Consider the following 14,921-nt stretch of genomic DNA (forward strand, 5'->3'; position numbering starts at 1 on the left):
GCATATTCAAAGAATGTCACATAATGGCCTGGGCGATTGTCTTCCATCATATCACACCCTGCCTATGTTTCAGGCTCCTCGTTTACTAGACACGAATAAGCCCGCCGTCACGGTGAAATGACAGGCGGGCTTATAACGATAGAATACTTATTGGACCGCGTTAGACAGCTCTGTGAAAATAACCCCCAGGGCAAATGCGCCCGCATCCGGGTGGCCGATGCTGCGCTCACCTACTGTCCCGGCCCGGCCCATCCGCGCAACGATGGATTTCGTACGCTCCGCCCCCGTGACAGCGGCTTCAGCCCCCTTGGCGAAGGCCTCCTTCAAGGATAACTGCATCTGCGCGCTGTTCTTCCAGGCTTCGGCACAAGGAATCAGCGCATCGATCAGCGTCTTATCACCCACGACTGCTCCCCGTCCGAAGGAGCGTTCACCGGTAGCCTGGATGCCCTGAGCCGCCGCGTCCAGCATCCCGGCCATCTCCAGCGTATTCAGCGAGGTCCGGCCTGTAGCATATTTGCCTGCTGAGCGGAAGGCCGAGCCCCAGATTGGACCAGAAGCTCCGCCGCAATGCTCCATAATGATCAGGGAGCAGGCCTGAAGGAAGCTTCCGATATCCGTAGCGTGATCCTGCACAAGCTCCTTCCATTCCCGCTTCAATTGCTTGAAGCCCTTGGCGACACTCATCCCGAAGTCTCCATCACCCGCATGAGCATCCAGCTCACAGAAGGGAGCCTCATTCGCGATAATAATCTCGCTCATCTTATCCACCAGATAGATGATGTTCGTAAGCCGCAGCCGTTCGTCACGGAGGACAGCGAAGCCCGGATCGGTCTCGGCCGTCAGGCTCACCTCAGCCTGAGCCTCCTGCTGCGGAAGTGGGCTGACGTATTGCACCGGCGCAAGCTCACCCGTTAACCGGAGCGCCGGAGTATCGCAAGGCTCAGCAAGCCATCTGCGCAGTTCATCATCCAGCTTCATCAGGCTGATGGAAGCGCCGGCCATATCTATGCTGGTCATATAGTTGCCTACAAGAGATTGGCGGATGATGATCCCCCGTTCTCCCAGACTACGGATTACGGAGTGATTGAGCAGGTACAGCTCCTGCAGAGGCGTTGCGCCGAAGCCGTTGACGAGCACCACTACCTCTCCGCCGTCCGGCTGATCCAGGTTCAGACTGGCCAGCAGGGCAGAGATCATACGTTCCGCCAGCTCATCGGCGGTCAGCAGCTTTTCTCTGCGGATGCCCGGCTCCCCATGAATGCCGACCCCATACTCCATCTCATCCTCCTGAAGCTGGAAGGTAGGCGTACCCTTGGCCGGAACGGTACAGGAGGTAAAAGCAAAACCAAGACTGCGCACATGAGCAGCCGCATGCTGCGCGGCCTGCTTCACCTCGGCCAGCGGCAGTCCGGCCTCGGCAGCCGCCCCGGCAACCTTATGCACCAGAATCGTGCCAGCAACCCCTCGGCGTCCCACCGTATACAGGCTGTCTTCTACTGCAATATCATCATCAACCTTCACATAGTCCACAGCGAGGCCGTCCTCAGCCGCCAGATAAGCCGCATTCTGGAAGTTCATCATATCGCCGCTGTAATTCTTGATGATCAGCAGAGCGCCCTTATGGCCGGTATGGTTGCGGATCGCCTGGTAGACCTGAATCTGTGACGGGGAGGCGAAGACATCCCCGCAGACTGCGGCATCCAGCATTCCCGGTCCGACCAGCCCGGCATGCGCCGGCTCATGGCCGCTGCCCCCGCCGCTGATCAGCGTTACCTTGTCAGGATTCGGCGCAGACCTGGAGACAATTTTGTATTTGCTGTCGAATGTCAGCTGCGGATGAGCCATCACCAGTCCACTGCACATCTCACGGACGAGATTGGCCGGATCGTTGATTATCTTTTTCATACGCGCTGCTCCTTACTCTTCTTGAAGGCTTCGCCCAGCTTGTCAGCGACAGCAATGGCAGCGGCAACCGCTTCAGCGGTAACCGGGAACGGCATCGAATGAATCGACTCCTCCGGGATACACGCCTTGCGGGCCACTTCCAGCAGCTCCTCATGGGAGATAGAAGCGACACCAATATCGGCCAGGCATACGGGAAGGCCCACGGAGTGGCAGAAGGACAACACCTGATCGATCTCTGCCTGCTGCGCATTCTCCAGAACGAGCTGGGCAATCGTGCTGAAGGCCACCTTCTCGCCATGATAATAATGATGGGTGCCTTCAAGCGCCGTCAGGCCGTTATGGATGGCATGTGCGGCAGCCAGACCGCTGCTCTCGAAGCCAAGTCCCGACAGCAGGATGTTCGTTTCGATTATATTCTCCAGCGCTGGTGTCACCACGTTCTGATCGCAAGCCAGCTTGGCTAAGACGCCATCCTCCAGCAGTGTATCGTAGCATAAGCGGGCAAGGGCCAGCGCGGCTTTGGTGCCTTTGGCCTCCGTAATCACGCCTGCATGCACTCCGCAAGGAAGCCCCGCATTGACATTGGAATAGGATGCCGCAGTAGCTCTGGCCTCGAAGTAGGTGGAGAGGGCATCGCCCATCCCGGATACCAGGAAGCGGGTAGGAGCCTGCGCAATAACGGTCGTATCAATCAGCACAACCGAAGGACTGGCTTTGAAGTAAGCATAATCCTCGAAAGCGCCTTCAGAAGTGTAAATCACAGCGGAATGGCTGGTGGGTGCATCGGTGGCCGCAATGGTAGGAACGATAATCAGCGCATCGCCTTCTGCCACACATTTGGCCGTGTCGATCGCTTTGCCTCCGCCAAGACCGATTGTACAAGCACACTTGTGCTCACGGGCCAGCTCCTGTAGTCTGGAAATCTCCTGCCGGGAGCATTCGCCCTGGAAATCCCCCTTCACGAGGGTAATGCCGAATTGACTGCTGGTGGCATCGAGCTTGGCCTGCACACGCTTCACATCATCCGGGTGCGCAATCAGCAGAGCCGATGTGCCGAAAGTACTGACGAAGTATCCCAATTGAAGCAGCTCATCCTCACCTTGTGTGTATTTAGCCGGGCTGATAAAGGTTCTTCTCATTCTTTCATTCCTCCTAGAGTCGTATGTCCCCATTATAGACAAGTGGATGGAGGGGCGCATGGGACAAAGCAAACGAATTAATATGCTGCAAAATAGTATTATTATGTTGTCAGCATCTGAATTATAATTATCTTGTTCTCATTGTCACTGTAAATGGAAGGAGTGAGCCGGATGCAATCCAAATTCGATTTGAAATATATCATTGATATGGATGAATGGGGCAAGCTTCAGGAATCATTGTCCCTGGTGACGCGCATGGCCATCATTATGGTCGATTATAAAGGCGTGCCGGTTACAGCACATAGCCGCTGCCAAGCCTTCTGCCAGACCGTGCGCAGCGACAAGGAATTCTCAGCCTATTGTCAAAAATGTGACGCGCGCGGAGGTCTGGAGGCTGTGCGGCTGAGCCGGCCCTATATCTACCGCTGCCACTTCGATATTCTCGACATTGCTATCCCTATCATTGTCGATAATCAGTACATCGGTGCGCTGATGGCCGGACAGATCCGGCTGGCGGAGGGAAGCGGCCCGAATCTGGAGCAGATTGTGTCCCGTCCGCAGCAGGACGCTATGACGGAGGATCGGGCCCGCAAGTACGAGCTGTTGCCCGTCATGACGTATGAGGAGGTCGTAGCCACCGCCGATATGCTCTATCATTTGTGCAACTATGTGGTCAAGGAATCGATCCTGAAGAATGAGCTGCTGGAGCGAAGCCGGCAGCATGAGGCCTTGAACCCGCAGCAGGAGGCCAAGCCGAAGCCCGAACGGTCTGCGCTGCCCCTAGAGCCGCCCTCGGCTCCCAAGACTCCGGCCTCTTCGGGAAGCGCATACAAGACGGAATGCATAAGTCCTACGCTGCAGCCTGCTTTGGACTATATGCTGAGCCACCGGGAGGAGAATTTCTCGCTGAAAATGCTGGCGCAGCTCTGCCATATCAGCCCGAGCTACTTCAGCCGCCTGTTCACCAGGGAGATGGGCGAGCATTTCTCCCTATATGTCGCACGCATGAAGATCGGGTGGGCGAAGGAGCTGTTGGCAACAACAGATTGGTCAGTCAACGAGATCAGCAATCACTTGAATTTTTGCGATGCCGGTTATTTCATTAAGATCTTCAAGAAATACGAGTCGGCAACTCCCCTGTCCTACCGTGCTGCACTTAAGGACAGACATTGAGGGGAAGATGAATGGGATAGCTGGCTTGAATCATTCTCAGCCTCCGCCCGATCCGGTATAATAGATACAACACTATTCGAGCAGGGGGTTAGCCGCATGAAGCTGAACGAACAAGGTGTGCTCATCATTGAAGAGGATGATATACACGACCTGTACTTTTTTCTGGCCCATGACGGGTTGACATTCAAGGATTCTTTCGAGATTGGGATAGAAAAGCATAAGATTGAGCTGTACCCCGGCAGCGTATCTGCTATTGTTCACCCGCAGGCCATGCCCGAGGACTATGGCTACCCGGAAGAAGACCTTCCCCGTATAGTGGAGGCGATTTATTCGGCCGTCCGGGAGTATGATCCGGGCTTCGGAGTGTGGTAACATCCCTGCTGCCTGTCTACAGCATCAAGGGATAACCAGGCCGTTCTTGAACGCCAGCTTCACATCATTCTCACGGACATAGGCGGAATAGTCCCATGATTCTCCCTCCTGCAGCCGCTTGTAGGTCTGATGAATATTCCGGCGCCAAGGCGACGGCCGGCTGTTGAAATAATTCGTAAAGAAGCGCTGCGCCTGCTCTTGTGTGCCGAAACACAGCAGATAGGCCAGCGGACTGGATTCAGCATCGCAGATGCCGGGGAATCCTGCGCCGCAGGCGGCAAGCTGCTCCAGTGCGCGGGGACGGTCTGCGAACAGCTCGAACAGCGGCAGGACACGTTCCCCGATCAGCTGACCGATACTCTCCAGGGAGGAATCCAGCTGTGAGCCAGCGACCTGCCAGACGATAGCGCTTGAAGATTTCTGCGGCCTGCGCAGCGAGCCGAACAGAACAGTATCGTCCCCTCTGCCGGTTTGTCCGGCAAGCCATTTTTTGAGGGACTTGCTAGCAATCCGCAGGTTCACGGTCATCCGTACATCGGTGCGGGTGTTGTAAGACTGCGGATTGAAAGAGAGCTCAAATACGGTGTCCTTGTCGGCCGCTGTTTTTTTCCATACCGTTCCGGCCTTATTGGATTTGAAGCCCTCTGCCTGGAGGAACTGCTGCCCGGTCTGCTGGCAGGCCTGAAGGAATTGAGCTTTGGGATCAAGCTTACGGTTAGAAGGGCCTTCAGACCAGACCTCCCACTGGGCATAACGTTCGTCCAGCACGGGCTGTAGGCGGTCATAATTCTCCCAGGTGTTCTCCACATGATAGATGCTGGGGTATTCACGGCCTTGTTCAGCCGCCTGGCGGTTGAAGACCTCACAATAATCATTAAGGTAGCTTCCATACTGTGCGGCGAAGGGCGATTGACCGTCGTAATAATCGGCGGCGAAGGCATTGCCGCGCTCGTCCAGATCCTCATCCCAGAACTTCCCGTCACAGTACTCCAGCAGGTATTCCAGCCCTGTGAGCTCACGGCGTTTCAGCCGCTTCAGCGCCTCCGCCGACTCCTCAAGGTGAATTTCCCCCGCCATACCGCGGCCCAAGGCCCAGGCCAGGAACATCCCGATATGAATCCCGCCATTCTCTTCCGGCAGATCTGCAGGATAATCTCCCCCGGAATGCCAATCGATCCGGTCATATGCCATATAGGTCTCCTTTCGGCCAGCAGGCTCTAGCTCCCGGCTTCCCTTTTTAATTTGTCATCAAGGATGGAATTCAGTACAATGATCAGCATCGGAAGGTACTACCATAGATTATGATATACAGAAGGTGACACCGCAATGGAAAGTGGAGATTTGAGGATTTTTCAGGCTGTTGCCCGTGAGGGTACGATTACGAAGGCTGCGCAAGCCTTGAACTATGTTCAGTCCAATGTGACCAGCCGGATCCAGTTCCTGGAGGCCGAGCTGAAGGTCCCGCTGTTCCACCGGTCCAACCGGGGGATGACATTAACGCCTGCGGGGGAGAACCTGCTGGAATACGCGAATGCCATACTGATGCTAATGGACGAGGCTGTCCAATCAACACAATACTCGGAGCACCCGGCCGGCCCGCTGCGGATCGGCTCTATTGAGACGACAGCGGTCATTCATCTGACGACGATGATCGCCGATTACCATTCCCGCTACCCCGATGTCCATCTGTCGCTCATCACGGGTGAAACGCATGACCTGCTGCACAAGGTGCTTGATCATAAATTAGATGGTGCTTTCGTCTATGGACCCATAGACCAGCCGGATATCGGGCATGTTGCGGCTTACGAGGAGGAGCTGGTGCTCATTGCTGAACCGGGGACAACTGAGTTGCATGAGTTGCTGCAAAAGCCCATGCTGTTCTTCGACGTTGGCTGCACGCACCGGGTCAAAGCGGAGCGCTTCCTGCGCGAGAGCGGGATGCACTCGGTTCAGATCCGGGAATTCGGCACGCTTGAAATGATTCTGAACGGAGTATCTGCCGGACTCGGCGTATCCCTGCTGCCTGAGTCCTCGATCCGCAAGGCAGAAGAGGCCGGACGAATTATCTCCCACGACCTCCCCGAAGAATACCGGAAGCTAGAGGTATGGTTGATATACCGCCGCAACTCGGTGCTTTCCAGTGCAATGTCCAGGTTTTTGGAGATGGTGGGGCAGAGATAGATAATGATAAAAACCATATCCGGCCCACACGCCTCTGCCGCACCGAATGTGATCGGTTTTTCGATCATATCCGGCCCACACGCCTCTGCCGCACCAAATGTGGTCGGTTTTTCGACCATATCCAACCAACACGCCTCTGCCGCACCGAATGTGATCGGTTTTTCGACCATATCCGGCCCACACGCCTCTGCCGCACCAAATGTGGTCGGTTTTTCGACCATATCCAACCAACACGCCTCTGCCGCACCGAATGTGATCGGTTTTTCGACCATATCCGGCCCACACGCCTCTGCCGCACCGAATGGGGTCGGTTTTTCGACCATATCCGGCCCACACGCCTCTGCCGCACCGAATGTGATCGGTTTTTCGATCATATCCGGCCCACACGCCTCTGCCGCACCGAATGGGGTCGGTTTTTCGACCATATCCGGCCCACATGCCTCTGCCGCACCGAATGTGATCGGTTTTTCGACCATATCCGGCCCACACGCCTCTGCCGCACCGAATGTGATCGGTTTTTCGACCATATCCGGCCCACACGCCTCCGCCGCACCGAATGTGATCGGTTTTTCGACCATATCCGGCTGTTCGGTGAAATCAGCGAAGTCATTCCTATTACTGAACCAGAATATAGTCATCCTGCCGATGCTCCAAGACACTTACCCCCAACTTTATGCACAACTTATCCACATCGGACGAAAATCATAATCTCCTAATCAATAAAAAAGATCAGAACCTATCCCCCCAGGTTCTGATCTTTTCGCATCTTAGAATCTATCTACTCGAATCCGACATCATCCAGGCCAGAAACTCCCCAAATGAATCGGCTACCTGCTCAACCTCTTCGAATTCAGGCTCACATCCATGAACAATAGCCCCGCTGTCTGTCGTTAAGTCGATGGCGTAGAAGGAATATCCGTCCTTCACAGACATTACGATCGGCAAGTGATGATCCCACCAGGCCGTGATCTCGGACTGCCAAGCTGGATCACCCGCTGCTGCCTCCACACTAAGCATTTCAAATTCATTCCAACGGAATTCGGTTTCCGCGCTATGATTGAACTCAGCCTCACAAATAAACCAGGTTTGCTCACCCGGTGCAACGCAGGTTTCAACTACACTTAGAAAATCTGAGTACTCTTTGGGCAGTCCTTTATATCTGGAAGTAATGCCGCTATTCAAATGCAGCTGAGCACCGGATTTCTTCCTAATCTCCCAGCCGTTTGCCTCCGCCCAAGTCATAAATTCCACAACATAAGTTTTTCCTTTTCCATTATTCATGTCCAAATGATACACCTGCCCATCCGCTTAAGAAATGGAAACTCCTACACCAATATACCATTTCCGCAGGTTTGCTTACATACAGCAAGTCATTCCGTTATCTTAAGTTTCCATGTCGCATCCCTTCCCTCCCACTGCTTACCGTTAGACACATAGTACTCTCTTTCCACCGAACCGTCTGTTTTAGTAAAGCTGATGGCAAAGACCTGTCCTTCTTCGATCAGCATCGGATATTGATCATATGGAAGAACATTACCCGTCAGTGGCAGCTTGTTGACATCTTCGTAAGCCCCCTCCAGTCGCCAAAACTCCCGGGAGGCGTAATCCTTGACTCCGCTTATATCCTGCTTCCCATAATACGAAGCCGTGTACTTCTTGCCCTGCAAGGTGATGTGATCCACCCGGATACGGTCAATATCCTTAACCATCCAGCTTATGTCCTCCGTATGCAGGTTACTGCCATAGTGCTTCTGCAACTGATTCGCCATGCAAGGGACCGATTGGGTAATAAGTTCCATTTCATTGACTCCGGTATGCGCTGCCCCGTAAATGCCCATGATGCTCTCGTTGCCCAGCTTTTCAAATTCTCGGATGAAATTCTCCGTCATCTTATTTTCCCGGTATACATTATCGTAACTCCTGTAATACCTCTGGCCCTGCTGAATCGCTTCGGTTGTTAAGGTGTATATCTCCGATCCGGTCAAATCGTTGGCCTTAAGATAAGACAAGAACCGCTCGCCGGTAGTATCAGGTCCATGCCCAATATCTGTTCCGTGAAAGATTGTCTCCGGGCATTCGCTCTTTATTTTCTTATAGAACGTCTTCGTATATGGCGTGTGACTCTCCGTCCCTTCCCAATCCTGATAAAGCTCCTCTAAAATGTCATCATTGTCCGACTGCATCCACAGGTTCAAGTATTCGGCAGCGTAATAGGACTGCTCCACAAATAAGTGTCTCATGCCCTTGTTGTGGTAATAGTCAGACCAGGCTTCATATTCCTTGTCCATAATCTTGGCAACCCCATGGGATTCGCCATACAGATAAATCTGGCCAGTCGCTTTGGTCGTTAGCGGGGTTGCAGCAGGCGTTGCCTGGGCCAATTGGGCAGGAGGTGCCGATGGACTGGCTGGTTGTGCAGACGGACTTGCTGTTTCACCCGCAGAAGAGTTGCCGCTGCAGGCTGTCAGGCTGCTGATCAGAAGTATCGCCATTAGGGCAAGCAGCAGAGGGCGAGCATACCTTATTCGCGCCTGAGCCGCTACGCCGCTGTATGTATTGGGACTTTTTACATCCAAAAGAAATATCACCCTTTCATCATCAACTCTTACAAGTTAATCACAAATTATGGATGCTCTCAGTGCTGTATGTCATGGGTAGAGTTACAATGCTTTTCTTCTATGGAAATCAGTAAAGCACCTACCCTATGAAGCAGCAGGTGCTTGGCAGCGACTATAACTTCCGTACAGGCCGGACATACTTGAAGTACCGATCCGGGTTGAAATAGAAGTAGATGATCCGGCCGGGGCTGGGATCGAAGCAGTAGCCAGTGCCTGTATAGTCAAAAGTGGCCATCGCCTGCTCCATCCGTTCCTCGACACTGCGATTCTCCTGCTCATAATCGAATGGCCCGTGCTCGAATACGATATACTCGGCCTCGGGGACATCCGCCATCAGCATCTGCGCGGGGAATTCACCTTCATACTCATAAGGGAGACGCACACCATAACACTCTGTACGCGGAAATCCCCAATCGCAGAGCCTGCCGTCCGGGTCATTCATATACGCCATAATCTGGCCGTTGCCGCTGTTCGTATCGCTTCCGCCGTCATCATCCAGCTTCCCCTTGATACTATCCAGCAAGCCGCTGATGGTCTCGCAGTCCTGCCCTGGAATCAGGCTCTGCTTCTGCCAGAAATCCCAGTACCCGTTGCTCTCGTAATTCTTAATGTGCAGGAATTTGTGCGCCGGAATGGTTACGAAATAAATCTTAACCTCTTCTGTAGATTTGATCATGCCAACCTCTCCTAGTCCGAAAAAGTAGCGGTCAAACGGGTTGATTTTGGTACGAAGGACAACAGGATACGGGTGTCTCCGGTACTCGCTTGGGGCCACACCATAGGTCACCTTGAACGCGCGCGTAAAGGCTTCATGGGAGGAGAATCCATAGTCGAGCGCAATATCCAGAATGCTTTTTCCGCTGTCCCGCACCTCCTTCAGTGCAAAAGCCAGCTTCCGGTGGCGAAGGTAATCCCTAAGCTGCATCCCGGATATCTCTTTGAACTTTCTCGTCGTATGAAACTCCGAATAACCCAGCTTGTCAGCAAGAGATTGCAGCGTTATAGCCTCACTGTTATGCTGCTTAATACTTTGGTCCATATCATCGACTATGGTCTGGATCTGCCTGTGCCACTCGTACACCGTCCGCTCACCCCCTTCCAACCGCTCTATGTTCATTCTAGAATACTGGAAAAGGCATTTCTTGATTCTACTTGCGGCATGGGATCAGCCTCATCTCTGTAAGATGATCCAGATTGATCTCGATCCTCAGCTCATCATGCTCATTCATCGCGATTAATGTCCGGTCTTCAATACTTAATTGCTTGATAGGATTGGTGACATCCGAGAAAAAAGCCCAAACCATATTGCCGCCCGCATCGGTGCAGGCAATGAAGCCCTCATTCCCCATCTGCCCGTCCCCGCCGTAGATTGTACCGCCCTCATAATCCAGACTCGTCCATGCATCAACAATGGTCCAAGGATCATCGTTATACTTCACAATGCTCTCAATTGTTGTGTCACACAAGGGGGAACAGCGCATTGTACGCTGACGGGTATTCGGGTCGTAACAGGTCTCAATATTCAGAATCGTAATGCTGCCATCTGCCCAAGCAATACAATTGATCCCGGGCAGCTCACACTCCTCCGTCCAATGCTTCAGAATTAAGTTACTCATGGCTCTATCCTTCCGCTTCACTGATTTCCTGTCTCCTATACCATTTCTGTTAACCCCCCCGTTTTCCCTTCTCAAGGGTAAAGACCATCCATGGCAGGGATGGCCTTAGCACATGTCTGGATTAAACCTTCGCCTGTACGGCTACGGGGTAATAAAGATCGAGCTGGAACGCTTCGTTAACATACATATCCCCGTTGAACAGGAAGTGCTCCTCCAGCCATTGAGCCGGGCCCGGCTGATATTTACTGCTCTGCACCCATTCATTTAAGCGGTTCCAGGCTTCAGGAATATCGAGTCCGTATAGGCTGGAGACCGCATAGAGGCCGCCACCCGTCTGCTTGATCCGTACCTCGCCCGAGGGTTCGGTGTCCCCAGAGACCGTAGCCCACATCTCATAACCATGCTCATTATGCGCGCCAGGCTGATTGAAACCGAAATACCGGGTGGCCGGATCCTGGTCTAACCCTTTTTCCTTCACCCATGCATACAGCACATTCCACGCCTCATCCTCCGGCTGATTCCCTGCAGTAGTCTGATAGTACGCCACCTTCATCGGCTTCAATTCAATAAACCGGACCTGATGATCCTCCAGCTTCACTAATTGATGTTCCATTCTTCCTGATTCCTCCGTTCTTATATTCAATTCTCCTTCACGAAACATGGCAGCAACGTCCAGATTAATCCTCTTCGACTGCTCCAATAACAGACCGATGGCATTGCCCTTGGCGACACCCTGTACCTGCAATAATTCCACATACCGTTCGAGAAGCTCCCTGAGTACCAGCATATTGCTGATCTCCCGCTGAACCTCTCCCAGTTTGTTGCAGAATACACCGACCGCCGTTGACAGTTCAGATGCTAACAGTACCGCTGTAATGTCTTTTACGGAGAAGCTTAACTGCTTCAGCAGCAGAATCAGTTCGAGCCTCCTGAGCATCTCTTGGCTGTACAGGCGTTTTGCGCTACCCGGTTCCCTGATGCTGGCGATCAGCCCGATCTCCTCGTAGTATCTAAGCGTCCGGCTGGAGATGCCGTACCGGGCCGACACCTCTCCGATTTTACTGAGCTGAGTGGTAATCATGAATTCTCCTTTCCTGTGGCTATGAAGTACTTCATGGCTCTATCCTACAAGTTTACGTGCACGTCAAGTCAATACCTATATTGTAAGGAATTTCTATAAAAGAAACCTGAACGAATAGTTTCCCGTAGTAAATATGAATTAACCGGCATAGGATGTGATTGATTTGACTGGATTTCTTGGTGCTGTAATCATAGCTATTGGATTGGTTATAGCCATTTGGCCTCAGGTAGCCTGGTATTTACGGCTGGGCTGGAGGTTCAAGAATGCAGAGCCCAGCGGGCTGGCCTTAGGGGCAGAACGAGTTACAGGTGTGGTCCTGGTAATCGCCGGTTTCATCCTGATGGTATCCAGCTGCGCCTCAGGAAACGCAGAGCGCCGATGGTCAGAGCAGTTCAAGGAGAAGCTGGAATCGGGGCAGGTTCAGGAAATCAGCATCGGCATGATTAACCCCACCGTATTAAGCAAAGAAGAAACAAATGGAATGATCCAAATGATCCAGGATGCTGAGCTTAGACCTTTTGATGCAGGGAATTCGTTCGGGGCAAGCAACACTGGGACTATCACCTTTAAGGATCAGACCCGTGTAGATATGGTTATCCTGGGCCCGTCCGGGGGAATTGAACTGCATCCCGATGATGCACAGAGCGAATATGAGATCATGAGCGGATCACTGAAGTCGTGGCTTAAGGATTACGGGAATTAGACATGCTTTATGCAGAACAAAATCACCCTGCGGGTGAATGAGTTTACCCGCGCGCCACTTATCCACAACAGCAGAAAATCATAATTTCCTAAACAACAAAAAAGCTGGAGGCTACCCGTCGGGACCTTCAGCTTTTTCTTTCGTTACCTGCCCTCAAACCGTTTAACCGCATCCTCCGTCACCGGCTGAAAAAGGTTCACCAGGTTGCCGTCGGGATCACGGAACAGCATCGAGCGGTTCCCCCACGGCATCGTGGTTGGCTCCTGTACCCAATCCTCAACAGTTGGCTTCAAGCGTGCATACTCCGCTTCAACATCGTCAACGCGGAACTCCATAATAACCGTGCGGTTACTTCCCGCCACTACAGAGTCAGTACCGAATAGCTGCGCTGTCTTGGAGTGGCCGATGGCAAGGGTACATGAAGGCATTACGAATTCAGCAAAAACAGGAGCGGGCCGCTCCGCCGTTATCCCTATCACTTGCTCATAGAACCCCACCAGACGATCGATGTCGTCTGTAATTATACGTATCGAAGCGAAATTCATAAGTGTTCATCCTCTCTTGAATGTGTACATGTCTAATGATAAAAAAACGCTACTGACAACGTTATGTCAGTAGCGTTTTTATTGTAGACGAAAAACCGATCACATTGAGCTGGCGCAAGGCTATCCGCTCCAATTGTAATCGAAAAACCGATCACATTCGGCTGACGCAAGGCTATCGCTCCAATTGTAATCGAAAAACCGATCACATTCAGCTGGCGCAAGGCTATCCGCTCCAAATGTAATCGAAAAACCGATCACATTCAGCTGGCGCAAGGCTATCGCTCCAATTGTAATCGAAAAACCGATCACATTCAGCTGGCGCAAGGCAATCGGGCCGAATCAGTAGCGCCTGCATGTCCTGTCTCTCTACCCTTAGCCTATTCTCAGGGCAATATTCCCAAGCTGCTCTGCGCGTTCCATCCGCTGAAGGGCAAGCGGGGTCTCCGCTAAGGAATACACGCTATCCATGATAGGGTGTATCTGATGCTGCTCCATGAACCGAAGCATCGCGGTGAACTCTTCATGGCTGCCCATGGATGTTCCAAGCAACTGAAGCTGCGGGAAGAATATCGCTCTTGCCGGAATGGAGAGATCATCGCCTGAGCTTGCGCCGAACATGACGATTCTCCCGTTAGGCTTGATGACCTCGAAGTATTGCTCGAATGTCGCAGGACCCACGCTATCCAGGATCAGGTCTACAGGGTTGCTCTGGAGCTCTTCCCGCCAACGGCTGTTGCTGTCTATCACCTGTGTAACCGGTAATTGAAGAGCTTGCGTACGCTTCGCTTCACTTCTGGAGGTGACCGTGACCCGCGCCCCAGCCGCTGCCGCCATTAGAGCAGCAAACGTAGCCACTCCGCCGCCAATGCCCGGAATCAGCACATGGTCGCCCCGCTTCAGGCCCCCTCTAGTGAATAACGCCCGATACGCAGTAAGTGCCGCTAGGGGTAACACACCCGCCTCTTCCCAGGACAGATACGCTGGCTTAGGTACTACATTCTGCTCTGGCACAATGACATATTCCGCAAAAGTCCCGTCTGCAGGGTAACCCAATATGTCAGGAACCACAGGTACCTCATCCGCCCGATTCCAGCCGAGACATGGATTAATGATGACTTCCATTCCCTGAGATAATCCACTTACCCCTTCACCCGTCTCTTCAATAACGCCAGCCCCGTCTGAACCAAGCACGCAAGGATGAATCGGACCCGGTGCACCTTCTGTAGCAGAAGCAGCAGCTATAATGAATAAATCCCGGTGATTGAGTCCGGCTGTTCGCAGCCTTACCTTGACCTGCCCCTGTTCAGGACGCTTGTCCGGATGATCCGTATATTGCAGACCCTGCGGTCCAAATGTAATTGCCTTCATCTTCATATCCTCCTGTTACGCTGTAGTGGCTTCATACAAAGTGTAGGCTGTTACAGCGGTTAGGTAAAATGATTAGAAGAGAAGGTGAGTATCATTAATAATGATAGCAGTAAGCCTGAACCGGTCCTAAGAGAATTGCCAGAATCCTGCTACCGGATGCTTAATCCCGGCCGGCCCGATCTGGTCGTAAATATAAAGGGCCCCATACCCGAAAGGA

The 14,921-nt window shown here is 52.7% G+C and carries 15 protein-coding genes; 5 read left to right on the forward strand and 10 right to left on the reverse strand.

The features are described from left to right. Positions 1 to 147 precede the first annotated feature (147 nt). Both dhaK and NST69_RS30730 read right to left on the reverse strand, forming a co-directional pair. A complete protein-coding gene (gene dhaK / locus NST69_RS30725; protein ID WP_342547981.1) occupies positions 148 to 1,908 on the reverse strand; it encodes a dihydroxyacetone kinase subunit DhaK in 1,761 nt (586 codons plus the stop codon). Beyond that, positions 1,905 to 3,047: a glycerol dehydrogenase gene (locus NST69_RS30730; RefSeq protein WP_209868978.1), complete on the reverse strand. Its 1,143-nt coding sequence runs from the start codon at positions 3,045 to 3,047 to the stop codon at positions 1,905 to 1,907. Before NST69_RS30730 ends, dhaK begins: the two co-directional genes overlap by 4 nt. Before the next feature lie 171 nt (positions 3,048 to 3,218). Here NST69_RS30730 and NST69_RS30735 point away from each other — a divergent pair, with 171 nt between their 5' ends. Continuing rightward, positions 3,219 to 4,220: a PocR ligand-binding domain-containing protein gene (locus NST69_RS30735; RefSeq protein WP_342547982.1), complete on the forward strand. Its 1,002-nt coding sequence runs from the start codon at positions 3,219 to 3,221 to the stop codon at positions 4,218 to 4,220. A 96-nt stretch (positions 4,221 to 4,316) separates the two neighbouring features. Continuing rightward, positions 4,317 to 4,592 carry a hypothetical protein gene (locus NST69_RS30740; protein WP_036722949.1) on the forward strand — a complete coding sequence of 92 codons (276 nt, stop codon included), beginning with the start codon at positions 4,317 to 4,319 and terminating at the stop codon, positions 4,590 to 4,592. Positions 4,593 to 4,616: 24 nt separating this feature from the next. On the opposite strand, the gene NST69_RS30745 is transcribed toward NST69_RS30740, so the two are convergent. After that, positions 4,617 to 5,783, reverse strand: coding sequence for a hypothetical protein (locus NST69_RS30745; protein ID WP_342547983.1), 1,167 nt, complete (start codon positions 5,781 to 5,783; stop codon positions 4,617 to 4,619). Between the two features lie 135 nt (positions 5,784 to 5,918). Here NST69_RS30745 and NST69_RS30750 point away from each other — a divergent pair, with 135 nt between their 5' ends. Both NST69_RS30750 and NST69_RS30755 read left to right on the forward strand, forming a co-directional pair. Beyond that, complete coding sequence (locus NST69_RS30750; RefSeq protein WP_342547984.1) at positions 5,919 to 6,773, forward strand: LysR family transcriptional regulator; 855 nt, start codon at positions 5,919 to 5,921, stop codon at positions 6,771 to 6,773. A 3-nt stretch (positions 6,774 to 6,776) separates the two neighbouring features. Continuing rightward, positions 6,777 to 7,481 (forward strand): hypothetical protein, encoded by a 705-nt coding sequence (locus NST69_RS30755; RefSeq protein ID WP_342547985.1) that lies wholly within the window; start codon positions 6,777 to 6,779, stop codon positions 7,479 to 7,481. A 66-nt stretch (positions 7,482 to 7,547) separates the two neighbouring features. Here NST69_RS30755 and NST69_RS30760 read toward each other — a convergent pair whose 3' ends face one another. The 5 genes from NST69_RS30760 to NST69_RS30780 form a co-directional block, all read right to left on the reverse strand. After that, positions 7,548 to 8,054: an SMI1/KNR4 family protein gene (locus tag NST69_RS30760; RefSeq protein WP_342547986.1), complete on the reverse strand. Its 507-nt coding sequence runs from the start codon at positions 8,052 to 8,054 to the stop codon at positions 7,548 to 7,550. 89 nt (positions 8,055 to 8,143) lie between these two features. Then, positions 8,144 to 9,349, reverse strand: coding sequence for a hypothetical protein (locus tag NST69_RS30765; protein WP_342547987.1), 1,206 nt, complete (start codon positions 9,347 to 9,349; stop codon positions 8,144 to 8,146). Between the two features lie 154 nt (positions 9,350 to 9,503). Beyond that, positions 9,504 to 10,472, reverse strand: a complete 969-nt coding sequence (locus tag NST69_RS30770; RefSeq protein ID WP_342547988.1) for a helix-turn-helix transcriptional regulator — start codon at positions 10,470 to 10,472, stop codon at positions 9,504 to 9,506. A gap of 67 nt (positions 10,473 to 10,539) precedes the next feature. Next, positions 10,540 to 11,007: a hypothetical protein gene (locus NST69_RS30775; protein ID WP_342547989.1), complete on the reverse strand. Its 468-nt coding sequence runs from the start codon at positions 11,005 to 11,007 to the stop codon at positions 10,540 to 10,542. 121 nt (positions 11,008 to 11,128) lie between these two features. Continuing rightward, positions 11,129 to 12,088 carry an effector binding domain-containing protein gene (locus NST69_RS30780; RefSeq protein ID WP_342547990.1) on the reverse strand — a complete coding sequence of 320 codons (960 nt, stop codon included), beginning with the start codon at positions 12,086 to 12,088 and terminating at the stop codon, positions 11,129 to 11,131. Between the two features lie 163 nt (positions 12,089 to 12,251). Between NST69_RS30780 and NST69_RS30785 the strand changes: the two genes are divergently transcribed. Next, positions 12,252 to 12,791: a DUF6199 family natural product biosynthesis protein gene (locus tag NST69_RS30785; RefSeq protein ID WP_342547991.1), complete on the forward strand. Its 540-nt coding sequence runs from the start codon at positions 12,252 to 12,254 to the stop codon at positions 12,789 to 12,791. A gap of 143 nt (positions 12,792 to 12,934) precedes the next feature. On the opposite strand, the gene NST69_RS30790 is transcribed toward NST69_RS30785, so the two are convergent. Beyond that, on the reverse strand, positions 12,935 to 13,336 hold the full coding sequence (locus tag NST69_RS30790) for a VOC family protein (RefSeq protein WP_342547993.1): 402 nt from the start codon (positions 13,334 to 13,336) through the stop codon (positions 12,935 to 12,937). A 372-nt stretch (positions 13,337 to 13,708) separates the two neighbouring features. Next, on the reverse strand, positions 13,709 to 14,704 hold the full coding sequence (locus NST69_RS30795; protein WP_342547994.1) for a zinc-binding dehydrogenase: 996 nt from the start codon (positions 14,702 to 14,704) through the stop codon (positions 13,709 to 13,711). Positions 14,705 to 14,921: the final 217 nt, after the last annotated feature.

Origin of the sequence: Paenibacillus sp. FSL P2-0089, from assembly GCF_038595095.1 — a bacterium.
GTDB lineage: Bacteria > Bacillota > Bacilli > Paenibacillales > Paenibacillaceae > Paenibacillus_AQ > Paenibacillus_AQ silagei.

Excerpts from the sequence above, each read along its gene's own strand:
- NST69_RS30735 (WP_342547982.1), top strand. The coding sequence starts at position 3,219 with ATGCAATCCAAATTCGATTTGAAATATATCATTGATATGGATGAATGG.
- NST69_RS30795 (WP_342547994.1), bottom strand. The coding sequence starts at position 14,704 with ATGAAGGCAATTACATTTGGACCGCAGGGTCTGCAATATACGGATCAT.
- NST69_RS30775 (WP_342547989.1), bottom strand. The coding sequence starts at position 11,007 with ATGAGTAACTTAATTCTGAAGCATTGGACGGAGGAGTGTGAGCTGCCC.
- NST69_RS30780 (WP_342547990.1), bottom strand. The coding sequence starts at position 12,088 with ATGATTACCACTCAGCTCAGTAAAATCGGAGAGGTGTCGGCCCGGTAC.
- NST69_RS30740 (WP_036722949.1), top strand. The coding sequence starts at position 4,317 with ATGAAGCTGAACGAACAAGGTGTGCTCATCATTGAAGAGGATGATATA.
- NST69_RS30730 (WP_209868978.1), bottom strand. The coding sequence starts at position 3,047 with ATGAGAAGAACCTTTATCAGCCCGGCTAAATACACACAAGGTGAGGAT.
- NST69_RS30755 (WP_342547985.1), top strand. The coding sequence starts at position 6,777 with ATGATAAAAACCATATCCGGCCCACACGCCTCTGCCGCACCGAATGTG.
- dhaK (WP_342547981.1), bottom strand. The coding sequence starts at position 1,908 with ATGAAAAAGATAATCAACGATCCGGCCAATCTCGTCCGTGAGATGTGC.
- NST69_RS30760 (WP_342547986.1), bottom strand. The coding sequence starts at position 8,054 with ATGAATAATGGAAAAGGAAAAACTTATGTTGTGGAATTTATGACTTGG.
- NST69_RS30745 (WP_342547983.1), bottom strand. The coding sequence starts at position 5,783 with ATGGCATATGACCGGATCGATTGGCATTCCGGGGGAGATTATCCTGCA.
- NST69_RS30750 (WP_342547984.1), top strand. The coding sequence starts at position 5,919 with ATGGAAAGTGGAGATTTGAGGATTTTTCAGGCTGTTGCCCGTGAGGGT.
- NST69_RS30790 (WP_342547993.1), bottom strand. The coding sequence starts at position 13,336 with ATGAATTTCGCTTCGATACGTATAATTACAGACGACATCGATCGTCTG.